Origin of the sequence: Halorhabdus sp. CBA1104 (assembly GCF_009690625.1) — an archaeon.
Classification (GTDB): domain Archaea; phylum Halobacteriota; class Halobacteria; order Halobacteriales; family Haloarculaceae; genus Halorhabdus.
Genome location: NZ_CP033878.1, coordinates 1,418,248 through 1,440,708, shown reverse-complemented (window position 1 = coordinate 1,440,708; position 22,461 = coordinate 1,418,248). Strand labels below are relative to the sequence as shown.

General features: G+C 61.9%; 26 protein-coding genes and 3 tRNA genes. 10 read left to right on the top strand and 19 right to left on the bottom strand.

Annotation, left to right across the window (positions count from 1 at the left end):
• Positions 1-2 precede the first annotated feature (2 nt).
• The 5 genes from Hrd1104_RS07315 to Hrd1104_RS07295 form a co-directional block, all read right to left on the bottom strand.
• Positions 3-1,346 (bottom strand): ribonuclease J, encoded by a 1,344-nt coding sequence (locus tag Hrd1104_RS07315; RefSeq protein ID WP_154552133.1) that lies wholly within the window; start codon positions 1,344-1,346, stop codon positions 3-5.
• 304 nt (positions 1,347-1,650) lie between these two features.
• Positions 1,651-2,724 (bottom strand): hypothetical protein, encoded by a 1,074-nt coding sequence (locus Hrd1104_RS07310; RefSeq protein WP_154552132.1) that lies wholly within the window; start codon positions 2,722-2,724, stop codon positions 1,651-1,653.
• A 49-nt stretch (positions 2,725-2,773) separates the two neighbouring features.
• Positions 2,774-3,517, bottom strand: coding sequence for an isopentenyl phosphate kinase (locus Hrd1104_RS07305; RefSeq protein ID WP_154552131.1), 744 nt, complete (start codon positions 3,515-3,517; stop codon positions 2,774-2,776).
• A gap of 25 nt (positions 3,518-3,542) precedes the next feature.
• A complete protein-coding gene (gene mvk, locus Hrd1104_RS07300; protein WP_154552130.1) occupies positions 3,543-4,535 on the bottom strand; it encodes a mevalonate kinase in 993 nt (330 codons plus the stop codon).
• A gap of 47 nt (positions 4,536-4,582) precedes the next feature.
• Entirely contained in the window at positions 4,583-4,957 is a 375-nt protein-coding gene (locus tag Hrd1104_RS07295; RefSeq protein ID WP_154552129.1) for a DUF5518 domain-containing protein, read from the bottom strand.
• 313 nt (positions 4,958-5,270) lie between these two features.
• On the opposite strand from Hrd1104_RS07295, the gene Hrd1104_RS07290 reads away from it, so the two are divergent.
• The gene (locus tag Hrd1104_RS07290) at positions 5,271-6,500 is read left to right on the top strand and encodes an aldo/keto reductase (protein ID WP_154552128.1); all 1,230 of its coding nucleotides are present in this window, start codon (positions 5,271-5,273) and stop codon (positions 6,498-6,500) included.
• 8 nt (positions 6,501-6,508) lie between these two features.
• Here Hrd1104_RS07290 and Hrd1104_RS07285 read toward each other — a convergent pair whose 3' ends face one another.
• Positions 6,509-8,098 carry a molybdopterin-dependent oxidoreductase gene (locus Hrd1104_RS07285; protein WP_154552127.1) on the bottom strand — a complete coding sequence of 530 codons (1,590 nt, stop codon included), beginning with the start codon at positions 8,096-8,098 and terminating at the stop codon, positions 6,509-6,511.
• Between the two features lie 633 nt (positions 8,099-8,731).
• Between Hrd1104_RS07285 and Hrd1104_RS07280 the strand changes: the two genes are divergently transcribed.
• Together Hrd1104_RS07280 and Hrd1104_RS07275 are read left to right on the top strand one after the other, a co-directional pair.
• Positions 8,732-9,376: a hypothetical protein gene (locus Hrd1104_RS07280; protein ID WP_154552126.1), complete on the top strand. Its 645-nt coding sequence runs from the start codon at positions 8,732-8,734 to the stop codon at positions 9,374-9,376.
• Complete coding sequence (locus tag Hrd1104_RS07275; protein WP_154552125.1) at positions 9,376-10,212, top strand: hypothetical protein; 837 nt, start codon at positions 9,376-9,378, stop codon at positions 10,210-10,212. The genes Hrd1104_RS07280 and Hrd1104_RS07275 overlap by 1 nt, the downstream gene beginning before the upstream one ends.
• A gap of 416 nt (positions 10,213-10,628) precedes the next feature.
• Here Hrd1104_RS07275 and rpsB read toward each other — a convergent pair whose 3' ends face one another.
• The 13 genes from rpsB to Hrd1104_RS07210 form a co-directional block, all read right to left on the bottom strand.
• A complete protein-coding gene (gene rpsB, locus Hrd1104_RS07270; RefSeq protein WP_154552124.1) occupies positions 10,629-11,435 on the bottom strand; it encodes a 30S ribosomal protein S2 in 807 nt (268 codons plus the stop codon).
• Entirely contained in the window at positions 11,432-12,637 is a 1,206-nt protein-coding gene (gene eno, locus Hrd1104_RS07265) for a phosphopyruvate hydratase (RefSeq protein WP_154552123.1), read from the bottom strand. Before eno ends, rpsB begins: the two co-directional genes overlap by 4 nt.
• A gap of 2 nt (positions 12,638-12,639) precedes the next feature.
• Complete coding sequence (locus tag Hrd1104_RS07260) at positions 12,640-12,819, bottom strand: DNA-directed RNA polymerase subunit K (protein ID WP_154552122.1); 180 nt, start codon at positions 12,817-12,819, stop codon at positions 12,640-12,642.
• Positions 12,816-13,010, bottom strand: a complete 195-nt coding sequence (locus Hrd1104_RS07255; RefSeq protein ID WP_154552121.1) for a DNA-directed RNA polymerase subunit N — start codon at positions 13,008-13,010, stop codon at positions 12,816-12,818. Before Hrd1104_RS07255 ends, Hrd1104_RS07260 begins: the two co-directional genes overlap by 4 nt.
• A gap of 14 nt (positions 13,011-13,024) precedes the next feature.
• Entirely contained in the window at positions 13,025-13,423 is a 399-nt protein-coding gene (locus Hrd1104_RS07250; protein WP_154552120.1) for a 30S ribosomal protein S9, read from the bottom strand.
• A complete protein-coding gene (locus Hrd1104_RS07245; RefSeq protein WP_154552119.1) occupies positions 13,417-13,854 on the bottom strand; it encodes a 50S ribosomal protein L13 in 438 nt (145 codons plus the stop codon). Before Hrd1104_RS07245 ends, Hrd1104_RS07250 begins: the two co-directional genes overlap by 7 nt.
• Positions 13,851-14,201 (bottom strand): 50S ribosomal protein L18e, encoded by a 351-nt coding sequence (locus Hrd1104_RS07240; RefSeq protein WP_154552118.1) that lies wholly within the window; start codon positions 14,199-14,201, stop codon positions 13,851-13,853. Before Hrd1104_RS07240 ends, Hrd1104_RS07245 begins: the two co-directional genes overlap by 4 nt.
• A gap of 18 nt (positions 14,202-14,219) precedes the next feature.
• Positions 14,220-14,304 (bottom strand) — tRNA-Leu (locus tag Hrd1104_RS07235).
• 117 nt (positions 14,305-14,421) lie between these two features.
• Positions 14,422-15,165: a DNA-directed RNA polymerase subunit D gene (locus tag Hrd1104_RS07230; RefSeq protein ID WP_154552117.1), complete on the bottom strand. Its 744-nt coding sequence runs from the start codon at positions 15,163-15,165 to the stop codon at positions 14,422-14,424.
• Between the two features lies 1 nt (position 15,166).
• Complete coding sequence (locus Hrd1104_RS07225) at positions 15,167-15,553, bottom strand: 30S ribosomal protein S11 (RefSeq protein WP_154552116.1); 387 nt, start codon at positions 15,551-15,553, stop codon at positions 15,167-15,169.
• 1 nt (position 15,554) lies between these two features.
• Positions 15,555-16,064, bottom strand: a complete 510-nt coding sequence (locus Hrd1104_RS07220) for a 30S ribosomal protein S4 (protein ID WP_154552115.1) — start codon at positions 16,062-16,064, stop codon at positions 15,555-15,557.
• The gene (locus Hrd1104_RS07215) at positions 16,064-16,585 is read right to left on the bottom strand and encodes a 30S ribosomal protein S13 (protein WP_154552114.1); all 522 of its coding nucleotides are present in this window, start codon (positions 16,583-16,585) and stop codon (positions 16,064-16,066) included. The genes Hrd1104_RS07220 and Hrd1104_RS07215 overlap by 1 nt, the downstream gene beginning before the upstream one ends.
• Positions 16,586-16,602: 17 nt before the next feature.
• Positions 16,603-16,685 (bottom strand) — tRNA-Ser (locus Hrd1104_RS07210).
• A 230-nt stretch (positions 16,686-16,915) separates the two neighbouring features.
• On the opposite strand from Hrd1104_RS07210, the gene Hrd1104_RS07205 reads away from it, so the two are divergent.
• From Hrd1104_RS07205 to Hrd1104_RS07175, 7 genes are all read left to right on the top strand, one after another.
• Entirely contained in the window at positions 16,916-17,758 is an 843-nt protein-coding gene (locus Hrd1104_RS07205) for an SDR family NAD(P)-dependent oxidoreductase (protein WP_154552113.1), read from the top strand.
• The gene (locus Hrd1104_RS07200) at positions 17,755-18,477 is read left to right on the top strand and encodes an acetoacetate decarboxylase family protein (RefSeq protein WP_154552112.1); all 723 of its coding nucleotides are present in this window, start codon (positions 17,755-17,757) and stop codon (positions 18,475-18,477) included. The genes Hrd1104_RS07205 and Hrd1104_RS07200 overlap by 4 nt, the downstream gene beginning before the upstream one ends.
• Before the next feature lie 66 nt (positions 18,478-18,543).
• Positions 18,544-19,587, top strand: a complete 1,044-nt coding sequence (locus Hrd1104_RS07195) for an Mrp/NBP35 family ATP-binding protein (protein WP_154552111.1) — start codon at positions 18,544-18,546, stop codon at positions 19,585-19,587.
• Positions 19,588-19,656: 69 nt separating this feature from the next.
• Positions 19,657-20,694: a tyrosine--tRNA ligase gene (locus tag Hrd1104_RS07190; protein ID WP_154552110.1), complete on the top strand. Its 1,038-nt coding sequence runs from the start codon at positions 19,657-19,659 to the stop codon at positions 20,692-20,694.
• A 12-nt stretch (positions 20,695-20,706) separates the two neighbouring features.
• Positions 20,707-21,351, top strand: coding sequence for a class I SAM-dependent methyltransferase (locus Hrd1104_RS07185; RefSeq protein ID WP_154552109.1), 645 nt, complete (start codon positions 20,707-20,709; stop codon positions 21,349-21,351).
• A gap of 140 nt (positions 21,352-21,491) precedes the next feature.
• Positions 21,492-21,562 (top strand) — tRNA-Gly (locus Hrd1104_RS07180).
• A 490-nt stretch (positions 21,563-22,052) separates the two neighbouring features.
• Positions 22,053-22,460: an SHOCT domain-containing protein gene (locus Hrd1104_RS07175; protein ID WP_154552108.1), complete on the top strand. Its 408-nt coding sequence runs from the start codon at positions 22,053-22,055 to the stop codon at positions 22,458-22,460.
• The last annotated feature ends 1 nt before the right edge of the window (position 22,461 follow it).

Below are 22,461 nucleotides of genomic sequence, written 5' to 3'. Positions count from 1 at the left end.
GATTATTCGACCAGCGTGATCACGTTACCGTTTCGGGTCACGTGCAGGTCCTCGCCCATCTCGTAGCCCTCGCCCTCGGCGAGGTCGACGTACGGCGCGAACCCTTCCATGTCTTGGTGGGCCGGGATGAGATTCTCGGGCTGGAGGGCATCGAGCATCTCGTAGTGGCCTTCGCGGTTGAGGTGGCCCGAGACGTGGACCTCGTCGTAGATGCGGGCCCCCTGCATCCGGAGGAGCGTCTCGCTTTGGTAGCGCTGGCCCTCGTTGGTCGGCTCGGGGATGACGCGGGCCGAGAAGATGACCTTGTCGCCTTCTTCGAGCTCGTAGGGCGTGTCGCCACGACCCATCCGGGTCAGCATCGCGCGCGGTTCGCCCTGGTGGCCGGTGACGATCGGCAGGAAGTTCTCTTTGCCTTCGCTCATAATTCGCTTGAACGTCCGGTCGACGGATTTCCGGTGGCCGTACATCCCCAGATCGTCCGGGAATTCCACGAAGTCGAGCCGTTCGGCCGTTCCGGAGTATTTCTCCATCGATCGGCCCAGCAGAACTGGTTTGCGGCCGATGTCTTCGGCGAACTCGACGAGACTCTTTACGCGTGCGATGTGGCTGGAGAACGTCGTCGCGACGATCCCACCGTCGTAGTCCTCCATGCTGTAGATGACGTCTTTGAGGTGTCGGCGCGCGACGGATTCACTCGGCGTCCGCCCTTTCTTCTGGGCGTTGGTACAGTCCTCGATATAACAGAGGACGCCTTCCTCGCCGATCTCCCGGAACCGATCCATGTCGATCGGGTCGCCGACGACCGGATCGTGGTCCATGCGCTTGTCCAGCCCGTAGACGACTGCGCCCTCGGGCGTGTGGAGGACCGGGTTGATCGCGTCGATGATCGAGTGGGTGACGTTGACGAATTCGAGTTCGACACCGTCGTCGCCGATCGACGTGGTCGCGCCGGCGTCCATCTTCACGAGGTCGTTCTCGACACCGAACTTCTCTTCGCCCTGGATCTGCTGTTTGACGAGCTCGATCGTAAAGGGCGTCGCCATGATCGGGGCGTCGTAGCGGTGGGCCAGCTTGCTGATCGCGCCGATGTGGTCGAGGTGACCGTGGGTCGGCACGATGGCCTTGACGTCGCCTTCGATCTCGCTCATGACGCGATCGTCGGGGATCGCGCCCATATCGATCAGATCCAAGCTGTGCATCCGCTCGGTCTCGACGTTGTCGTGGATCAGGACCTTCGAGAGGTTCAGGCCCATGTCGAAAATCACGACGTCCTCGCCCGCTCGCACCGCAGTCATCTGTCGTCCCACTGCTTCGTAGCCGCCGATGGTGGCAATCTCGATTTCCATAGTTGCTCCTCCGAGTGGGGCCACCCGACGGAAGCCGCAACAGCCGACAGCACCGCACTGTCGATCGCGTCTGTAAGCGGTGTCGATCGCCGTCCGGTCGATCGGACCGATCGGACCGCGAGCCACCGTTCTTCGATGGCCCGCAGTCGAGGCGATGACGTGGGCAAGGAGTGCCCGACGCCGCCGCGACGATCGCGCTGACGTCCATCCGTCGGCCGCCGGTTCCGATCGGGCGGCCGAACGCTCGGTTGTATCGGTCTATGTGTCGGGGCGATAAAAACCGTGCGGGTTCGACCGGCGACCGCTATCGTGGTTCTTGGGTGTCTTCGTCGTCCTCGTTCTCCGTTTTATCCGTCTCGGGGAACGAGTCTGACGGCGTTGTTTGTTGGGGGTCGATCTCGTCTGGGGCGAGGGGGTCGTCTGACGATTCGTCGCCTGTGTCGGCTGCCTCCTCGTCGCTCGAAAAGAGGTCGCTCGCGTCTCTGGGCTTTTCTGGCGCGTCAGTCGCCGGCGTCTCTGTAGAGTGCCCATCGTCCGTTGCCTCCGCAACCGAGTCAGCCGATTGCTCGCTGTCTTCGGTGGATGGGTGCTCTCCCCGGACTGTCTCGGCACTGACCCACTCGTCGGTATCCTCCCCTCCAGCATCCGTACTATCGGCTGGTATGTCCGTCTCCGGGTCGTCTTCGGCGGACCGATCGCCACCTTCCGTTTCCGCCGGTAATTCGTCGGCCTCGTGGTCTGGTTCTGTCGGGGCGGTTCGGGTGACTGATTCGCCTGCATCCGCCCGTTCCTGCATGTCGGGCTGGCTCGTTGCTCGCGAGCTACTGTCGTCAGCTGTCGTCTGTTCCGGACGCGGGGCGCTTCGTTCGGCCGTCACTCGCTCGCTTTCGGTCTGGAGCTTGCGCTCGACTTCTCGCTTCCAGGCTTCGTCGTCTTCCGGACTGGATCGTGGCTGGGACGAGGGTGCTCGCGCTCGACCGTCGCGGGCGCGGGGGGCCGACGTGGACTCTCCCGGAGCAAACTCCACCGTTTTGGCGTCGTCTGTCGCTGGCTCGTTCCCTGTCTCGGCGTCGCTTGCAGCCGTCTCAGCTGGGCTACCTGCCGCTTCGACACCGGCCCGGACGCCGTCGGCGACGACGTTGAGGACAATCGTCAAGAAACCAGCCAGCACCAGGAGGATGCCGAGGGTCGTGAGGACACCACCGGCTGCCAGTTCTGTGCCGATGTCGACGGCCGGACCGCCGGGGAATGCTTCAGCCTCGTCGAGCAGATAGATACCGCCGCCCGTGAGGCCGCCACCGGTCACCGCGAGGACTAGGAAGTACCCGAACAGCCGTGCCCAGTAGCGGGCACTCGCCTTCGGATCGATCGCTGTCATACCCTGGCAAACGGAAACCGCAGGGAAGTAAATTACGGGCGTCGCCCCGTCACTCGCCGCCGCCGATCAGCGTCCCCGGGCGTTCGCCACCCAGAAACGCCGACAGCGCATCGGGACCAAAGATCGAAGCCGGGGTGGATACGTCCAGCAGCGCCTGGACTTTCCCGGCCATGCCGCCGGTGACGTCGGTCGCCTCGCTGTCGCCGACGGCCGCGGCGACGGCCCCAAATTCGTCGATACGGTCGATCACCGTCCCTGAGTCGTCGAGCACACCCGGCACGCTCGAACAAAGGCCGATCCGGTCGGCCGAAAGCGAGTGGGCGAGCATGACGGCGATCTCGTCGCCGCTCAGGATCGTTGCCCCCACGCCGGTTTGGACGACTACGTCACCGAACAACACCGGGACGAACCCCTCGCCACGAATGCGTTCGATGCCGTCCGTGGGGAGCGTCGTCTTCCCGTCCTCGTCCCGGGAGGCGACCGAGAACGGGTCGACCGGGACCGCCGGGACGCCGGCCGACTGCAGCGCCGCGACGACCGCGTCGTCGAGTCGTCGCATGGCGTCGTGGATCGCGTAGACGCCCGCCGCGTCGCTGGTCCCGCTTGTGGCACTTACACCGTAGCGGTCGGCGTGATGGTGACCGAAGCTCCCGCCGCCGTGGACGATCACGAGGTCTTCGACGCCGCTGTCGGCGATGGCATCGGTCGCCCTTGTCAGGGCCGCTTCGTCGACGGTCTCGGGGGTGTCCTTCTCCGTGATGACGCTCCCGCCGAGCTTGAGAATGGTCGTCACGTGTGGCTCCCCCGCACTCTTCGACTCATTGGTCTTCCACCCGGACACCGTCGGTGTCCAGTTCCGCCCGGAATGCCTCCTCACACCCAGGCGTGTAATCGAGTGCCCGTTTCGTCGCCTCCGTCTCGTCCAGTGCGACGATACAGCCACCGCCGCCAGCCCCGGTGAGTTTCGCCCCCAGCGCGCCCGCCTCGCGGGCTGCCCAGACCATCGAATCCAGCGAGCGGGCCGAGACACCGAGTGCCGAGAGGAGCCCGTGGTTGACGTCCATGAGGCGGCCGAGTTCCGCCAGATCCCCTGTGGCGATTGCAGCCTCGCCCTGACGAACGAGGTCCCCGATCGCGCCCACTGTGTCTGTGGCGAAGTCGTACTTTTGGCGCAGCGCGCGGACATCCGAAACGAGCGCGCCGGTGTCACCCGATCCACCGTCGTAGCCGATTACAAACGGTAGATTCGGGACGTCTGTGAGCTGTCGGCAGTCGTCACCTTCGACCCGGACGGCTCCGCCCATCGCCGAACAGAAGGTGTCCGCACGCGACGCCTCGCCGTCTTGGACCGCGAGCTCGACCTGATAGGCACGATCGGCGATGTCTTCGGCTGCAAGTTGGGTGCCAAGTTCCCGAGTAGCGGCGTCGATCGCCGCGACGACGACTGCCGCTGACGAACCCAACCCGGCACCGAGTGGGATTGCACTATCGATCGTGACGTCGAAGCCGGCTTCGGGGTGCCCGGCGGCGTCCCGTGCTTGCTCGATCGCTTCGTTGATGTAGCCCATTGCGGCGTCCAGCAAGGGTTGTTCGACGTCGATGTCTGGCCGCCCGGCCGCGTCGCCGCTGTACTCGACGGTGAATCCGTCCAGGGTTAGATCCCCTGCGTAGACCCGTAACGCGTCGTCGTCTCGTTCGGTCGCCGTCACCGAGGCTCGGCGCTCGATCGCACAGGGGACGGCAGGTTCGCCGTAGACGACGGCGTGCTCGCCGAATAGATACACCTTCCCCGGCGCGCTCGCTGTAACCATGTTCGAGGTTTTCCGGGGGACGGTAATGGGCGTTGTGAACCGGTGGCTTAGATCTCGACGTCAGTTTCGGTGGCGACGTATCGGCCGAGGAGACCACCGAGTGCGCTCATCCCCACCGAATAGGCGAGCAAGGCGAAGACAGCCAGAAGCGCGAAGATACCGAGCAGGGCTGATATCGACCCGGGAACGCCGAACGACGGGAGAAACGGGATGATCGAGCCCAGCACCACGAAGACGAACACGAGTGGAATCGCCGCGAACAACCCAGCTAGAGCTCCGACTGTTATCGCGCTGGACTGGTCGCCGCCTTGCAGATAGCCCGCGACGGCACCACCCAGCAACGGCGAGAACGGAACGAACGCCAAGATCGTCGTCGCGACTGCCCCGAGCAACGCATTGAGGAAGGTGTTTCCTTCGGCCATAGTGAGTTAACGCCGGCTCCCTGGAAGAAGATTGCCCTGGTCAGTTTTCGCGATATTCTCACCGAGCCGGCGGCCAAACTGGTAGCCCCATATCGTCACGTACAGCACCACGCTCGCGAGGCCGCGAGGACGGTAGCCCCGGATAGCGGGAGCTTCGCGATCGAAGCCTTCGCAGCGAAGCCCAGCAGGACCGACCCACCGCGAGCATCACTTTCTAGGCTTGTATCCTCGCCCGCTTGCCTACTCGTCGCCTATCGCTTGTCGCCTTCCTGTCGGGACGTGGCTCTTTACCGCTGGCACACGTAGCTTCCCTATGCAACCGACGCTCGTCTACGACGACGATTGTGGGTTCTGTACCCGCTCGGCCCGCTTTGTCGCTCGACACGGCACTGTCACGATCGTCGGCTTCTCCGCGCTATCGCCCGCACAGCGCGAGCGCCTCCCTGCGGACTACCGGGAGTGTGCACACCTGCTGACCGACGACGCCGTCTACTCTTGTGGGAAAGCCGTCGAACGCGCGTTCGCCGAGACCGACCTCGCCCCTGCTGCACTGTTCGACGCGCTGGGACGGGTGCCCGGCTACCCGGCGACGCGGGAACGCGTCTATCGATGGGTCGCTACGAACCGCGGGACCGTTGGCCGTCTGTTGCCCTGCGGCCGTAGTCGGACAGTCACGCTACCACGTCGGCCGGACGTTCATAACGATCGCCGCCCTACCGAATCTATGGAGTACGTCACTGTCTCAGACACGGAGGTCCCCGCGATCGGCGTCGGCACCTGGCAGATGGAGACCGGTACCGCCTACAACGCGGTCAGCAACGCTCTCGACAGCGGGTATCGACACGTCGATACCGCCCAGATCTACGAGAACGAGTCCGGCGTCGGTCGCGCCATCGCGGAGGCCGATGTCGATCGCGAAGACGTCTTCCTCACTACCAAGGTCAACCCGACCCATCGTTCCGTCGAGTCGATTGTCACCTCAGTCGAAGACAGTCTCGAAGAACTGGGGACCGACTACGTCGACTTGCTGTTGATTCACTGGCCACACCCGCTCGCCGACCTCGAAGACGTCATGACCGGACTGAACGAGGCTGTCGACCGTAGCATGACCCGGAACATCGGCGTCAGCAATTTCGGGAAAGACCGCTTGGACCGCGCCAGGGAACTTTCGGACGCGCCCATTCTGACCGACCAGGTGCTCTTTCACCCGTGGTGGCCCCAGCGGGAACTCCTCTCCTACTGCCAAGACAACGATGTCATGCTGACGGCCTACAGCCCGCTGGCGAACGGTGCGCTGATCGGTGACGAGCTGCTGGCGAACCTCGGTGATCGCTACGGGAAGACCGGGCCACAGGTCGCGATCCGCTGGGCGACCCAACACGAGAACGTTGCGACGATTCCGATGTCGACGTCCCGGAATCACCTCGCGGAGAACATCGACGTCTTCGACTTCAAGCTCACCCGCGAGGAACACGACCGCGTCACTCGCCCCTCCTACGCCCGGACCGGAATCGCGCTCGCTCGCGGTATGATCGGTGTCTGAACCGACAACTACAGCGAGAGCGTCACAGAATGCCAGCCGGTCGACCCGCCCGGGTGTGGGTTAGATCGTCCGCGGCGCTGTCGGTTTCCGTCGCCGTCCGTTGCTCTGACGCGGACATCCAGTGCTTCCGGATTTGGCTGTGTGAATTCGTAGCGCCACCGGTTCCAGGCAGAGGCCGATGGCGCCGACTCCAGGGTAGCCTCGGCCCACGTCTCACCGCCGTCGAGACTCACGTCGACGCCTTCGACTCCCCGAATCCCGGCGTAGGCGATCCCACCGACGGCGATCTGTGCACCTCGGCGCTGGATCGCGCGCACGTACGACAGCGTGTTGATCACCGCACGCTCGTCCCACCCGCGTTTTTCCCAGTAGGCCTCGTGATCGCTTGCCGAGACCTCGAGGCCCGTCACCCACTTGGTCGACTTCATGCCGTACCGACCGGGAATGAGCAACCGGGCCGGGAACCCGTGGCGTTTGGGTACCGTTTTCCCGTCCACGCCAAATGCCAGGAAGATGTCTTCACGCTCCGAGACGACTGACCACGGGAGGGCTTCGGAGTAGCCGTCGGCCGCGTGGGTGACAATGTCGATGGCGTCTGCTTCGACGCCTGTCTCTTCGAGGAGTGTCTTGATCGGGACGCCGGTCCAGTCGGTCGTGCTGATCAGGTCTCCACCGACCGTATTCGAGATACAGACCATCGTCAGCGTCAGGTCGCGAGCCGCCGGATGTGTGGTCAACTCGTCGTAACTGAGCACCCGAGGCTCTTCGACGGCCCCCTCGATCGTCAACTCCCACTGTTGGCTGTTGACGGTGGGCGCCGAGATATTCTTGTCCACGACGTAGTGATTGTCGATTGCTCCGACGCGATCCGGCATCCCCTCGAAGTCGAACCCGAATGTGGCGTCGCTCGCTGCCTCGGACACGACGACGCCGTTGGTCTTACTCCGTGATTCGAGTGCCTCCCCACCAGGTGTGCCCGTCGGTGCTGGCGTCGTCCTTCCAGTCCCCGTCTTCTCGTCTACTGGATCGAGATCAGCGCCGGGCTGGACGCCACCCACGGATGGCGACTCGCCGAGGACGCGGGCGAGGGCACCGCCCGCGAGCACTGTCCCGGCGGCCCCACTCATCCGTCGCATGGCGCGTCGCTTTCCGACTGCCCCTCGCGGTCCGACCTGTGCCCACCAGACCGCGCCCGGCGGGACGATCGCGAGGATTGTCGCGAGTAGCCAGCGACTCGAAATCCCGCCACCAGCCACGTAGAAGCCACCGGCCGTGACGGCGAACACGCCCAGCGCAATTACATACGACAGCTGCAACTGCCGCTGGACGCCGAGCCCACCCCGATCGATCGCGACGCCGATCGCTACACCAGCGCCGACGATTCCGAACGATACCCCCACGACCAGCAGCCACTGGGCGTATTTTCCGAACGTTTCGATCGCCCACGTCGCGATCGACCCAGGTGCGGCCTCGATCAGCGTCTGGGCGACGACCAGCGTCGGGTCGCCCCCCACCAACGGCCGCGCGACGACCATCCCGAGGACCCAGGCGAGGGCTCCCGCCCCCCAAAAGAGGGCCGTCGTCCGAGTGCGTGCCATACTGTCACACAGTCCGGTTCGGTGTAATGTCTTTGGTAACCGGAGAGATCGGCACTGAGGCAGTTGTTTGTGGGTTCGAACGTATCGAAGCGTCGGTCGTCAAGACTGAGTTCGAAATCTGGACGTGCCCCTGCGATACGGGGGAGTTATCGAAAAATCCTCGCACTGAGGTCATGGCTCTCCTGGGATCGTTTCATGTTCGTCATTTTTGATGGCAGTGACGAGAGGGGGCCGGCATCAGACCGAAGAACGATAGCGGGGTCGTTCTTTATTACAATTGCTTCCAGTCAATCAAATCATAACAGCCTCATTTATTCTGGATGGACCCTCACTTTTGGTGCTGGTATAGACTCTTTGTAGGGTTAATTGGTAACCATGTTCCTCCGTGAAGCACGATTAGTTTGTACCTATAGAACCTCTTGCAATGTCTTAACAGTCAGAGGTGACTGATCGGAGATACCCCTACTATCCATAGTCAAGAATAGCACACTCCTCTACTATTCTTAGCACCCATTTCAAGGGTACTTTCTGGTTTTCAACCAAGGTATGAACTGTATGATGTATACATAGTAACAGAGTAAATGATTGACTAAAATCCGGTATATTTATTATTACTGGATAGTCAACTTGATTGTGATATCTGATAATCAAATTGGTGGCCGACTTCCGTTCAGTAGGCGTTCCGTTTTAAAACAGATGAGTGGTTCGGTGGGTGCTGGACTTGTTGGATTATCGGGTATTGGCACTGTAGCCGCTGATTCGAAGAGAAAGTTTGTCGGGGTAACGTATGACACACGCACCCATCAAGTACAGCGACCAGCACATGCCCAGATCCAACACCATGGAGAGGGCGAGATCTCTGGAAAGTTGCAGCTTGGAGGATTCAATATCAAATTGGGTGATTCGGGAACATTGAGTCCCTACAAAAAAGCCGGACCGCTCTGGCAGTATTATATTGAACTTACCGAACCGCAATACACTCGCGATGGAGAGAAATTGATTTGCAAATTGGAGTTTGACGGTCACCATATTGTGGGAATCGTAACCCGTCCAAGTGACCGATTTGCAGACCTTAGCTACACAATGAACGCGAAAGAAAACGGCGCGTCTGTCGGCAAAATAAGAAAAATGCTCTCACCAGAAGAAGAGGCCAAAAAGTTCGATGAAGTCCCGGACATTTCTGAGAAAGGGGTTCCAACCAGCACGTCATTGAAAAATCTGAAACCAAAGGGTAAGAAGAAACGAAAAAAGAAGGACAACAAAGGGGGTGAGAAGTAATGTCTGAAGAATATGATGTTACGTATGTCGATGAGGACAAAGCGACCCCAAGCTATTCCTTCGATACTAGAGACTATGATACAGATAACTGGGACGTATGCCTAAACGATACACAGGACAGCACCAGCGTTGACTTCAGATCGTCAATGACGTTGCGGGGGGACCATACTTCGCCGCCTGTGATTTCGGAAGGTTCGTTCGAGAAGATAACTCTTGAATGCTATTTTGAAGAACTTCCTGGTACTTTACTTGGAGAATGTGAGTCGGACTTCCAAGATATGTATGGGAAATATGTGGACCCAGTGGTGAAAAAATTTGAATTCATGGCTCATACAAATAACGAGTCGAAGACACCACTTGCTGATCCACGACCCAGAGCTGACGGGAGTACAAAATCTGAGTCGTTTGTGGATGAAGCGATCGCAATAGGCCTCACTATCGTGGGTGCATTCACTTCCCCTCCAAGTGGTCTTGCGCTTGGATTTGCTTCGTTTCTGATTGACCAATGGGATAACGGTAATCCAGAAGATCTCATAGAAGTCGATCACCAAACACCCAGCAGCGAGGATGGTGAAGAACGGTATATCTGGACGTATAATGTTGATCCTAATCTTGGAAAAGATAGTTTCCCCACTGCTTCGGACGATAGACTTGGTATCACGGTAAATGTCCTAAACGATAATCTGACTGGGAATGAGATGGACGTGGTAACAGGGACAGTCAGCACTACGTATCGTATCCCTGATCTGGGCGGATATTGTCCTTGTGAAGATTACGGGTACGTCAATCACATTGCGGAGACGGAAAATTATCTAGTCTATGCAGAAAGTAAATAAGGTTCACTGGGATTAAGTAGTATCAATCTACATTGTAGATATGGTTGATCCATCACACATATTTTTTTGGATTTATCTTCCTTCTTTTTGGCTTCTTATGCACTGCTAAGCCCCGAAGCCTTGCACGATACCGGAACCGACATGCAGCCGACCCAGAGCCAGACCGATTTCAAGTTATCACCACACGATATGTTACTGGCCCAATGTTCATCGGTTTGGGACTGATCGTAATCTGGTTTGGCTAGTTTTCACGATGACCTTATAGCGTCGCTCAGACTGTACTCACGGTAGTCCGGAGGCCAATCTTCATCCGTCGTTGCTGACTGCGATGACGAGACAAAGATACAGCTACGAGGTGGTACTGCTCTTGTAAAAACGGAAATACCGCCGAATCCGAGACTGCGAAACGATCGACCTTACAGTTCGCTCTCGAAGTCGTCGAGGCTGTAGGCCGGTTTGGCACCGCGACGGTCCAGCGTCTCGTTGGCCAGCAGCCAGTAGACGACCGACAGCGCGCGCCGCCCCTTGTTGTTGGTCGGGACGACCAGATCGACGTTGCTGGTCGTGTTGTTGGAGTCACACATCGCGATCACGGGGATGCCGACCGTGATCGCCTCCTTGACGGCCTGGGCGTCACCGATCGGGTCCGTGACGACCACGACGTCGGGCTCGATGTAGCCCTCGTAGTCGGGGTTGGTGAGTGTCCCAGGGATGAACCGGCCGGTCCGGGCGCGAGCGCCGACGGCGTCGGCGAACTTCTCGGCCGGGAAGCGACCGTACTGCCGGGAGGAGGCCACCAGAATCTGCTCTGGCTCGTAGTTGGCCAGGAAGTCCGCGGCTTTGCGGATGCGCGTATCGGTCATGCTGACGTCCAGCACGTACAGACCGTCGGTCCGGACGCGGTGGATGAACCGGTCCATGTCCGTGGTCTTCTGCTGGGTCCCGATGTGAACCCCGGCAGAGAGGTAGTCATCGACCGGGATCAGCAGGTCTGCCTCGGCCTGCTCGTCGGGCATGACGTTCTCGTCCTGGCTGGGTACCTCTTGGGCTTTGTCGTCTGCCGGCTGTTCGTCTGCCTGTTCCCCGACCTCGTCGTCGCCCGACGGCTCGCTCGCTTCCGCCTCGGGCGTGGTTTCCTCGGCGACCGCACCGGCCTCTCCGGCGGGTTCCGAGGCGGCCTCGGGTTCGTCTGCTTCGGTGTCTGTCTCGTCGTCGTCGCTCATGCGTTCTCTTCGATCCTGATGAGTTCGTTCAGCTTGGCCGTCCGCTCGCCGGCCACCGTCCCCGTCTTGATGTAGGGAGCGGCCGCGCCGACGGCCAGATGGGCAATCGTCGTGTCCTCGGTCTCGCCCGAGCGGTGGGAGACGACCGACTCGATGCCGTTCTTCGAACCGAGTTCGATCGCGTCAACGGCGTCGGTCAGCGTCCCGATCTGGTTGGGCTTGATGAGGATTGAGTTCGACGAGCCCAGGTCGATACCTTCCTGGAGGCGCTCGACGTTCGTCACGTACAGGTCGTCGCCACAGATGAGCGTCTGGTCACCCACACGCTCGGTCAACTCGGCGAAGGCCTCGAAGTCGTTCTCGTCGAGCGGGTCCTCGACGTAGGCCAGGTCGTACTCCTCGACCATCTCGACGACGTAGTCGATCTGCTCTTGCGTCGAGCGGTTGGGTTCGCCCTCGTAGACGTACTCTTCTGCCTCGGCGTCGTACATCTCTGCGGCGGCCATGTCCAGCCCGAAGCTGATCTCGAAGCCGCGCTCCTCGCTGACACGGTCGGTCGCTTCCGCGACAACCTCGAAGGCTTCGTCGTCGCCGATCGGCGGCGCCCACGCGCCCTCGTCGCCCTTGTTGACGGGCACGCCACGCGATTCGAGGATGTTGCTGATCTCGGCGTGGACCTCTGCGTTGGCGAAGACGGCCTCCGTCACGGAAGGCGCGCCGACAGGAGCCGAGAGGTACTCCTGAATGTTCGTCGCTTCCTCGGCGTGTTCGCCACCGCCGACGACGTTACCGAGCGGAGTCGGGAACTGATCGCCACGGAAGGTCCCACCGAGATGCTGGTACAGCGGTGCGCCCAGCACGTCGGCGCCGGCCTTCGCAGCGGCCATCGAGATGGAGACCGCGGAGTTGGCCCCAATCTCCGAGAAGTCGTCGGTCCCGTCGGCAGCGTGGAGTGCGGCGTCGACTTCCCGCTGGTTGCCGGCGTAGACTTCGCCTTCCAGTCGCGGAACGGCCAGATCGCGTGCGTTCGCGATTGCTTCACTCGGCGGGAGTTCGATCGCTTCGTGTTCGCCCGTGCTTGCGCCACTCGGTGCGGCCGCACGACCGAAGCCACCACTCTCGGTAGTGACGTCGGCTTCGACAGTCGGGTTGCCTCGCGAGTCCAGTACGCGTCGGAGTGTTACGTTGGTGATAAGCGTCATTGTTAGTTACCTCGATTGATTGTAAACGGCAATACCCCAGCGTCGTACTCCTCGGCCGCGATGAGGATCGGCTGGGTCTGTTCGGTGTCGATTAGTACCGGCGCCCCGTATGCTACCTGCAGCGCCCGTGCGCCCAGGACGCGAGCTTTCTCGTAGCGGTTGTAGTCTTGGTCGCCAGTCATTGGTAGGGTGCCACGACGTCAACCAGATCCTCGTGGGAGACGAGCATCCGGCGACAGCAGTGCCGTTCGACGCCGAGTTCGTCTAGCACGGCCTCGGGATCCTCGTCGCCCTCCCTGGCGCGCTCTTTGAATTCTTCCCAGTGTCCGGCGATTACGGTGCCACAGGTGAAACATCGGACCGGTATCATCATGACGTGCGCTCACCTCAGCGGTAAGATTTTTGGTATCGGGCGCGGGCACCCGGGCCGCCCCACTTTTTGGGTTCGCTCTGGCGAACGTCGTTGACCAGTAGCGACCGGTCAAATGCCATATAGGCATCCCGAAGTTCCGCATCGTTGGTGTGTTCAACCAGCCCGCGAGCGATCGCCGTCCGTGCGGCGTCGGCCTGTCCCATGACGCCGCCACCTTCGACGGTCACGTCGACATCGACAGCCGCTCGGAGCCCGTCTTCGGCGATTCGGAACGGCTCCAGCATCTTCAGTTGCGCCAGCTCCGGGTCGAATAGTTCGACGGGCTGGGAGTTGATTCGAACCTTGCCCTCGCCTTCCGAGACGGTTGCGCGGGCAACGGCAGTCTTCTTCTTGCCTGACGTGTTCGTTACCATGTTACCTTGGCTCCCAGTCGTGCCGAGAGATCGCCCAGTTGGACGAATCTGATGTTCGACAGTCGATTCAGTGACGTCCCTTCGAGGACCTGCGGGTCCTCGTCGTACGGGTTGCCCATGTAGACGCGGACGTTCTCGAAGGCCTCGCGACCACGCTGTTTCTTGTGGGGCACCATCCCGCGAATCGCCCGCTTGAGGATGCCATCCGGGCGCTTGGGGTACGCTCGGCCCTGCTCGTTGCCGACATCCGTCCGCTTCTTGTACGTCTCGAAGACGTCCTGGTCGTCGCCGGTGATCACGGCGTGTTCGGCGTTGACCACGGCGATGGTCTCGCCATCCATGGCACGCTCGGCGACCTGGCTGGCGACCCGACCCATGATACAGTCGCGGGCATCGACGACGATATCCGCGTCGATCGTTGCAATACTCATCGAATCACCCGGACGTTCGAGCCGTTGGGAAATTGTTCGAGTGCCTGTTCTAGCTGTAGCGTTTCGCCAACCTGGTCGATCTTCCGCTCGGCCGTCGACGAGAAGTCGACGGCGGCGACGGTAACGTCTTTCTGCAAGACGCCGCTGCCAAGCACTTTCCCGGGCACGATCACGGTTTCGTCTTCCTGGGCGTACCGCTCGATGCGGCCCAGGTTGACTTCCGCGTGGGTGCGCCGCGGTTTTTCTAAGCGCTCGGCGACGTCGCTCCAGACGTCTCCGTCGCCCTTGCGGGCGGCCGACTTCAGGTCGGCGATGAGACTACGCAGTCTCGGATTACTTTTACTCATAACGTTCCTCCTGAAAAGTGCAGGGAGCAGGATTTGAACCTGCGGACCCCTACGGGACAGCGCCCTGAACGCTGCGCCGTTGGCCAGACTTGGCTATCCCTGCACGCGTAATTCGATTTTTCCTGCCCCTTCAAACCGCTTTCGATACGGACGGTCGCGCCGCTCGCACCACGAGGGGCAGCGGGCGCCGTCGATTTCGGTTTTTGGGGGCGAATCATCGTTACAGTGCAACCGCGTCGGTCAGTGCCTCAGCCCGTGACCGGAGCGTGTCTGTCGCCTCGGTCACGAGTGTGTCGACGTCGAACGAACCGTCCGTTTCGACGTGGAAGACGAACGCTTCCGGGACATCTTCGACCGCAACTTCGGTGTTGGGGTAGCGGTTCGTCAGATCGTTGTCGAAGTCCTCGGTGGGAATCAAGTCGCCGTCGTCTTCGATGACACCGCGAACGATGTGGGACTCGTCGTCGGCGAACTCGTCGCGTTCGCCGCCCTCTTCGATGCGCTGGAGGTGTCGATAGGAGACTGCCACGCCGCCCTGATGTTTGGCGTGGTCACGACCCGTTTCGAGAACGGCATCGGCTTCGAGTTCGAGTCGCTGATCCTCCTTGAGCTCGATGATCGGGATGTCTGTATCGGCGGCTTCGACCATCTCGTCGTTTGCCACCAGATCGCCGGAGTATGCCGTTCCGGGACCTTCGACGTCCAGTGCGAGGGTCACTTCGTCACCGATTTCGAAGTCACCGAGTGGCGTCGTCAACGGAACGAGCCCGAGTCGAAGGCCGATCTGCTCGTCGAACATCACGCTCGAGTTCTCGATAACGCGGACAGTGTCGACACTGAACGTCGGCACGTCTGCGATCATCGCCCGCCGGATGCCGTTGGCGAACGCGGGGGTGACACCCCGGATTAGGAACCGGGCTTCGCGTTCCTCGCGTTCGATGAACGTGACGTCGTACTCGGCCATGTTAGAATCCACTCGACTTTGGACTGCGGGTACCGTCGTGCGGGATCGGAGTCACGTCCTCGATCCGGCCGATTTCGAGACCCGCGCGAGCCAGCGCCCGGATGGTCGCCTGCGCGCCCGGTCCGGGGTTTTGCTGCTGGTTCCCACCGGGGCCGCGAACACGAACGTGCACGCCGTCGATGCCCCGTTGTTGTACTTGTTCGGCGACCGTTTCGGCCATCTGCATCGCGGCATACGGCGAGGCCTCGTCGCGGTTTTGCTTGACGACCGTCCCGCCCGAGCTCTTCGCCAGCGTCTCGGCGCCGGTCTGGTCGGTGATCGTGATGATCGTGTTGTTGAACGATGCGTGCACGTGGGCAATGCCCCACTTGCCGTCGTCTTCTGCCATATTATCGTTCCTCCGCGCGTTCTGGGTGGAGATCGTCGGCGAGCGGACTCGTCTCGTCGAACTCGATGCTCGGCTCCTCGGCGACGGCCACCATCTTCGAGGGGATCGAGACGCGCCGACCCTCGACCAGAATGTGGCCGTGCGTGATGAACTGCCGGGCCTGATCGACCGTGTTGGCCAACCCTTTCCGGTAAACGACCGTCTGGAGCCGCCGTTCGAGGACGTCCGTCACTTCCAGGGACAGCACGTCGTCGAGGCGGTCCTCGTCACCGAGAATGCCGAGTCGTTTGAGGCGACCGAGGAACTCTTCGGCCTCGCGTTCGTCGGCGTCCCGACCGAGCAACCGCCGAGCCTCCCGGCGGTACCCTCGCAGTTCCGATTGGGCACGCCAGAGCTCTTCTTTGTTTTTGAGGCCGTACTGCCCGATGAGGCCCATTTCGTCGGCGATACGTTCGCCCTGGAAGGGATGGTTCGGCGTCTCGTAGAACTTGGTGTTGGATCCGAGCGCCATTATTCGTCATCCTCCGTGGCTTCTTCTTCACGCTCTTCTTTGATCGCCTCGACGTTGACGCCGATGGTGCCTTCGGTTCGACCAGTCGACTTCGTTCGCTGGCCGCGGACCTTCTGGCCACGCTTGTGGCGAACGCCTTTGTAGGCGTTGATCATCTTCATCCGGTTGATATCCTGTCGACGGGTGAGGTTGAGATCGTTTCCGATCTCGTGGGTCGTCTCGCCGTCGAAGAAGTCGTTGCGGTGGTTCGCCAGCCACTCGGGCACTTCTTCGGCGAACCCTTCGACGCGCTCGACGATCGCCTCGATCTGCTCGTCTTCGAGCCGGCCGAACGTCTCTCGGCGGTCGATGTCGACGTCGCTGGCGATGATGCGGGCCGCGCGCTGGCCGATACCGTTCAAGTCTGTCAGGGCTCGTTCGACGGACTTCGTGCCGTCGAGGTCTGCCTGGCCGATGCGGACGAAGTACCGAAGGTCTTCGTCGTCCTCCGGTGCGTCCGCGTCTGGGTCTTCTGCGCTCATATGTTGGGATCGTGAAACGTCGTGGCGGGGATTCGAACCCCGGAGGCTTTACGCCACATGGTTAGCAACCATGCGCCTTGGGCCGCTTGGCTACCACGACTCGCTGTCACGTACTTGCGCCCTTGCGGACTCGGGGCCAAAGCCCCTACACGATGCGTACCCTTCGATATCCGTCGTCGGTATATAAACGCAACGAAAGGGCTGTCTCCGGGCGCGAAAGTCACGGTACCGTGGCACATGGAAATCACCACTGGCAATCGTCATCGCTATCGCCGTGAGCCGCTCCCGTCAGCGCAACCCTTTCAGTACCAGCAGTCGACGATACGTTCCATGAAAACAGTGCTCGTGACGGGCGCTGCCTCCGGGATTGGCCGGGCGACAGCCCACCAGTTCGCGACTCGTGGTTGGAACGTTTACGCGAGTGACGTCGATCCCGACGGACTGGCGACGCTCACAGGCTGTCACACGGCGACGGTTGACGTGACCGACCAGGACGATCTGGACCGTATTTTCGAGCGGATTCACCAGGATGCTGGCGGACTCGATGCGGTGGTCGCCAACGCCGGCTACTGTCAGCCCGGCCCGCTCGAAGACCTCCCGCCCGATTGGATCGATCGGCAGTTTGCGGTCAACGTCCACGGGACCTTGCGGACGATTAGGACCGCGCTGCCGCTGTTGGGCCAGCAGGGTGGGACGGCCATCGCAGTCTCCAGTACGCACGGGCGCGTAACGACTCCCGGGATGGGCGCGTATGCAGCCTCCAAGCACGCAGTCGAGGGGCTGCTCGATACGCTTCGCGTGGAGCTTTCGAATCAGGACGTGGCCGTGGCCCTGGTCGAACCCGCCTGGGTCGACACTGACCTCGCCGCCACGTCAGACCGCCACCTCGACGGATTCGATCGCTCGGACAGATACGCGACGATCTACGAGGCCCTCGATGGTGATGCGCTGCTGGGTGGCGGGCCACTCGCCGTCTCACCCGAGCGGGTCGCGGCGACGATCTACGACGCCGCGACGACTGAGACGCCGGCCGCCCGCTATCCCGTTGGCTTGCCAGCGAAGCTGATCCTGGCGACCCGATGGTTGCCACAGCCGATCCAGGATTTCGGGCACCGGGTGACCATCGCCGCGCTTGCGGCTCTGAGCCGATTCCGGAGGTCGATTGTCGAATGAGCGAGACCGTCACTGTCTCGACGGGCCACACGTTCGAACTCCCGGTCAGTCTCTCTGCGACGATCGTGGGCGCCGTCTTTCCCGCAGATCGAGGCGACGTGCAGAACCTCCTCCCGGACGGACTGCAACCCGTGGGAACGCGTGCTGACCGCGCCACGCTAACCGTACTCGTCGTCCGGTACGACCGTGTCGGCGAGGAGACGATCCCGCCATACGACGAGGTAGGTGTGCTGATTCCCGCGGTCGAAGCGGGGGCACGAACGGTGCCGTATCTCTCGCTGCTGCGGCGCCCTGTCAGTGGCTACGTCTACACGCTCCCCGTGACGACGGAACCCGCCCGCGCGTTCGGTGTCGATATCTGGGGTTATCCCAAACTCGTCGCCGACATCGACGTGACCGACGAGGGCCGGACGCGGACGGCGACAGTCACTGCCGACGGGGCGGAATTGCTCACCGCGTCGATCCAGCGACCGCCGACCGTGCCACTCCGGCTGTCGGGGTACAATTTCACGGAGACGGACGGCGAGTTGCTTCGGGAGCCGACCGCGTTGCGGGGGCGGGCCGGCGTCTGGCCGGCGAGCCCCCGGGCGTCGATCTCGTTTGGAGACCATCCGATCGCGCGGCAACTCCGCGACGTCGATCTCGGTGATCGGGCCGTGCTCAGACTGGCAGCGGACTGTGCGTTCACGATCGGTCCGGGCGAGCCCGTGACTCGCTGACCGTCGAGGACGGCCCACGGTGCGGGGTCACAAGCCTTTTCGCTCGCTCGGGGCCTATCGGACCCCATGGACGAAGCCGAGCTGCTGGAACTGCTGGAATCGGTCGAGGATCCGGATCTGAGTGACGACATCGTTTCGCTTGGGCTGGTCAACGACGTCGAGATCGACAACGGGACTGCGCGGATCGACCTCGCGCTGGGTGCACCGTTCTCGCCGAACGAGACGGTTATCGCCGACCGCGTGCGCGAGGTAGTCGGTGATGCCGCGCCCGATCTGGCCGTGGAGCTTTCGGCGACGGTCGAACGCGAGGCCGACGGCGAGGTCCTGCCTGGGGTAAAGAACGTCATCGCCGTCGCCTCGGGGAAAGGCGGCGTCGGAAAGAGTACCGTCTCCGTCAATCTCGCTGCGGGACTCGCCGACCGAGGCGCCCGCGTCGGGCTGTTCGACGCCGACATCTATGGGCCGAACGTCCCGCGGATGCTCGACGCCCACGAACGTCCCGAGGCCACCGAGGACGAGCGCATCATCCCGCCGGAGAAACACGGGATGAAACTCATGAGTATGGACTTCCTGCTGGGTGAAGACGATCCCGTCATCTGGCGTGGCCCGATGGTCCACCAGACACTGACCCAACTGTTCGAAGACGTCGAGTGGGGCAACCTCGATTACCTCGTCGTCGACCTCCCGCCGGGGACTGGCGACACACAACTCACGATGCTCCAGACAGTCCCCGTCACCGGCGCGGTCATCGTCACGACACCCCAAGGTGTCGCCTTAGACGACGCCCGCAAGGGCCTGGAGATGTTCGGCCGTCACGAGACGCCTGTCCTGGGTATCGTCGAGAACATGAGTTCCTTCAAGTGCCCGGACTGTGGTAGCGATCATGCCATCTTCGGGGAAGGCGGCGGCGAGGAGTTCGCCGCCGACGTCGACATGCCGTTCCTCGGATCGATCCCGCTGGACCCGGAGATCCGCGAACGTGGCGACGAGGGTCGACCCGCCGTGCTAGCTGATCTGGATGTCGGCGATGCGTTCCGGAACTTCGTCGCTAACGCGGCGAACAACCAGGGGATCGTTCACCGGCGGCGGGTTGCCGATCGCGAGGAGTAACGACCGGATTGCCGGATCGTCCGGACCGGGAAACGAATTGTTTTAGGCACCGACTCCGGACCAACGGATATGGACACGGCCGAGCGAGTCGAACTGGCGACCCGCAACACGGCGGAGGTCGTCACCGAGGACGAACTCCGGGAGCTGTTCGAACAGCGCGAGGACCCGTCGGTGTACATCGGGTACGCGCCGACCGGCGAGATGCACATCGGACATTTCACGACGATCCGCAAGCTGGCGGACTTCCTGCAGGCCGGGATGGACGTGACGGTTCTGATCGCGGACTTGCACGCTCATCTCGACGACGCAAAGAGCCCCTTCGACCTGCTCGAAGCGCGCTCTGAGTATTACGAAGAGACGATCCAGGCGATGGTCGAGGCCGCCGGTGCCGATCCGGGACAAATCACGTTCGTGCGCGGGCGCGAGTTCGAACTCGACCGCGAGTACACCCTCGAACTGCTGCGGATGACTGCCGAGACGACGATCGCCCGCACCCAGCGTGCTGCAAGCGAGGTCGTCCGGGAATCGGATTCGCCCAATCTGGGCGGGCTCGTCTATCCCCTGATGCAGACGTTGGACGTCGACGCACTGGACGCTGACGTCGCATACGGCGGGATCGACCAGCGCGGGATCTACATGCTCTCTCGGGAAGTCCTGCCCGAACACGGCGGCCAAGCCCCGACGTGCGTCTTCGCACCGTTGCTCTCCGGGTTGACGGGCGGAAAGATGAGTGCCTCCGAGGAGTCCTCGAAAGTCGAACTGACAGACGACCCCGAGACGGTCGCCGAGAAGATCGGCGACGCCTACTGTCCGATGGGCGAGGTCGAGGGCAATGGCGTCCTGGAGTATGTCCGGTACCTCGTATTCCCGATCCTCGAGGAGCGCGAGGCGGCCTTTGTGGTCGAACGGCCCGAGCAGTACGGCGGGAACCTCACCTACGACACCTACGAGGAGTTAGAGGTGGACTTCGTGAGCGAGGAACTCCACCCACAGGATCTCAAAAACGCCGCCGGAGAGTACATCGGCGAAATCGTCGATCCGATCCGGGAACGTCTCGAATCGCAGCCCGATCTGCTGGCCGAGGCCTACCCGGAAAAGTACGACTGATCGAGGCACCCAATGGACCGCTCCCGCGTGGACGTGCGTGACACGTACGATCGTATCGCCGAGCACTTCTCGAAGACGCGGGAATACGCCTGGCCGGAAGTCGAGACCTTCGTCGAGAACGCCGAGAGCGTCGAACGCGCGCTCGATATCGGCTGTGGCAACGGCCGCCACGTCGAAACCCTCCACCAGCGAGCCGACCGAGTACTCGGAGTGGATGTGAGCCGCTCGCTCTTGGACGCTGCCGGCGAGCGGGTTCCGGACGCGGGAGTGTTGCTCGGGGACGCCTCGCGGTTGCCAATCGTGAGCGAGCGCGTCGATCTGGCTGTCTACGTCGCGACGCTGCATCACCTTCCGTCCCGAGAGGCACGGATCGCTAGCCTGGACGAACTCGCGCGGGTGCTGCACTCCGACGGCAAGGCGCTGGTCAGCGCCTGGAGTACCGCCCACGACCGCTTCGACGTACCCGCCGACGCAGAGGAGGGATTCGATACGACCGTCGAGTGGACATTGCCCGGCGGCGAGGCCGTGGCGCGCTTCTATCATATCTATGCGCCCGCGGAGTTTCGAGCGGACGTTGAAGCGAGTGAGCTCGCGCTGGTCGAGTGCGAGATTTCCAGCGGGAACTGCTATGGGACAGTCCGGCCGGCGTCGCACTGAAAGGAAACACCCTTAACGTGGGCTGAGTTACGTTCGGATGCGAACGCGGGGCTGGTCATCCACAGTGGGCAGTTCCGTTGAACGAGCGCGCCGGTGTTGAGACGGACGGAGTCCGTCGATGCTCGGCGCGAACGAAGTGAGCGCCGGTGGTCTAGTGGTATGACAAGAGCCTTCCAAGCTCTCGACCCGGGTTCAATTCCCGGCCGGCGCATCTCATTCCTCCCTACAGTCGTCATTCGATGCGCCGCCCGTAGATCGCGAAGCCTTCGGCTTCGCTCACTCCCGGCCGGCGCACTCCCTCTTTTTACTCGCTCGGGTGTCCTCGCTCACTACGTTCGTTGCGGGCACCTCTCACTCGCAAAAACGCGGAGAAAAACATCCTCGGCGCTCCCGATAGTCGCGCCGAGTGAACCGCGCTCGCTTTGCTCGCGCGGATAAAGAAACGCCGGTGCCGAGTCGCGTGAAGCGCGACGAGGGCTCGAAAGGCGAGCGAAGCGAGTCTTTCGGTGCACTCCCTGTGGTCGTGTGTCGCCCGTAGCTCGCAAACGCTGTGCGTTTGCTCACTCCCGGCCGATACTCTCGACTGTCCGACACTGGCGGAGTGGACAACTCTGGGTGGTACCTATCGAGGCGGACGGACAACTGGCAGTTCGAGACAGTGCGTCGACACTGTAAAGACAGTTTCTACAGAACAACCGGACATGGACGATGCTGGACCGATCGAGCGACTGTGCGAAAACGCGACGGGCGTCGTTTCGATCCTCGTGACGGGCATTTTCCTCGGCGCGTTGTTTACCGGCCAAGACTGGTGGCTGCCGTTCATGCTCGTTGGATACGTTATGATCGTCCCGATCGTCGCGTTACTGTTCGGTGACGAGGAAGATATCGAAGAGTGGTGGGACGACGAGACGATCACTGAACCCGAGCACACACAGAACCAGGAAACAGACGAACAAGCACTCGAAACACTCAGAGACCGGTATGCGCGCGGCGAACTCACCGACGACCAGTTCGAACGCAAACTCCAACGCTTGCTTGAGACCGAGTCCCTCGAGGATCTGGAAGACCGACAGGACAGCGAACGAGAGCCAATTTTCGATTCCGAATGAG

Bases quoted from the DNA above. Each gene is read 5' to 3' on its own strand.
- Hrd1104_RS07315 (WP_154552133.1), bottom strand. From the start codon at position 1,346: ATGGAAATCGAGATTGCCACCATCGGCGGCTACGAAGCAGTGGGACGA.
- Hrd1104_RS07310 (WP_154552132.1), bottom strand. From the start codon at position 2,724: ATGACAGCGATCGATCCGAAGGCGAGTGCCCGCTACTGGGCACGGCTG.
- mvk (WP_154552130.1), bottom strand. From the start codon at position 4,535: ATGGTTACAGCGAGCGCGCCGGGGAAGGTGTATCTATTCGGCGAGCAC.
- Hrd1104_RS07295 (WP_154552129.1), bottom strand. From the start codon at position 4,957: ATGGCCGAAGGAAACACCTTCCTCAATGCGTTGCTCGGGGCAGTCGCG.
- Hrd1104_RS07290 (WP_154552128.1), top strand. From the start codon at position 5,271: ATGCAACCGACGCTCGTCTACGACGACGATTGTGGGTTCTGTACCCGC.
- Hrd1104_RS07285 (WP_154552127.1), bottom strand. From the start codon at position 8,098: ATGGCACGCACTCGGACGACGGCCCTCTTTTGGGGGGCGGGAGCCCTC.
- Hrd1104_RS07275 (WP_154552125.1), top strand. From the start codon at position 9,376: ATGTCTGAAGAATATGATGTTACGTATGTCGATGAGGACAAAGCGACC.
- rpsB (WP_154552124.1), bottom strand. From the start codon at position 11,435: ATGAGCGACGACGACGAGACAGACACCGAAGCAGACGAACCCGAGGCC.
- eno (WP_154552123.1), bottom strand. From the start codon at position 12,637: ATGACGCTTATCACCAACGTAACACTCCGACGCGTACTGGACTCGCGA.
- Hrd1104_RS07260 (WP_154552122.1), bottom strand. From the start codon at position 12,819: ATGACTGGCGACCAAGACTACAACCGCTACGAGAAAGCTCGCGTCCTG.
- Hrd1104_RS07255 (WP_154552121.1), bottom strand. From the start codon at position 13,010: ATGATGATACCGGTCCGATGTTTCACCTGTGGCACCGTAATCGCCGGA.
- Hrd1104_RS07250 (WP_154552120.1), bottom strand. From the start codon at position 13,423: ATGGTAACGAACACGTCAGGCAAGAAGAAGACTGCCGTTGCCCGCGCA.
- Hrd1104_RS07245 (WP_154552119.1), bottom strand. From the start codon at position 13,854: ATGAGTATTGCAACGATCGACGCGGATATCGTCGTCGATGCCCGCGAC.
- Hrd1104_RS07240 (WP_154552118.1), bottom strand. From the start codon at position 14,201: ATGAGTAAAAGTAATCCGAGACTGCGTAGTCTCATCGCCGACCTGAAG.
- Hrd1104_RS07230 (WP_154552117.1), bottom strand. From the start codon at position 15,165: ATGGCCGAGTACGACGTCACGTTCATCGAACGCGAGGAACGCGAAGCC.
- Hrd1104_RS07225 (WP_154552116.1), bottom strand. From the start codon at position 15,553: ATGGCAGAAGACGACGGCAAGTGGGGCATTGCCCACGTGCACGCATCG.
- Hrd1104_RS07220 (WP_154552115.1), bottom strand. From the start codon at position 16,064: ATGGCGCTCGGATCCAACACCAAGTTCTACGAGACGCCGAACCATCCC.
- Hrd1104_RS07215 (WP_154552114.1), bottom strand. From the start codon at position 16,585: ATGAGCGCAGAAGACCCAGACGCGGACGCACCGGAGGACGACGAAGAC.
- Hrd1104_RS07205 (WP_154552113.1), top strand. From the start codon at position 16,916: ATGAAAACAGTGCTCGTGACGGGCGCTGCCTCCGGGATTGGCCGGGCG.
- Hrd1104_RS07200 (WP_154552112.1), top strand. From the start codon at position 17,755: ATGAGCGAGACCGTCACTGTCTCGACGGGCCACACGTTCGAACTCCCG.
- Hrd1104_RS07195 (WP_154552111.1), top strand. From the start codon at position 18,544: ATGGACGAAGCCGAGCTGCTGGAACTGCTGGAATCGGTCGAGGATCCG.
- Hrd1104_RS07190 (WP_154552110.1), top strand. From the start codon at position 19,657: ATGGACACGGCCGAGCGAGTCGAACTGGCGACCCGCAACACGGCGGAG.
- Hrd1104_RS07185 (WP_154552109.1), top strand. From the start codon at position 20,707: ATGGACCGCTCCCGCGTGGACGTGCGTGACACGTACGATCGTATCGCC.
- Hrd1104_RS07175 (WP_154552108.1), top strand. From the start codon at position 22,053: ATGGACGATGCTGGACCGATCGAGCGACTGTGCGAAAACGCGACGGGC.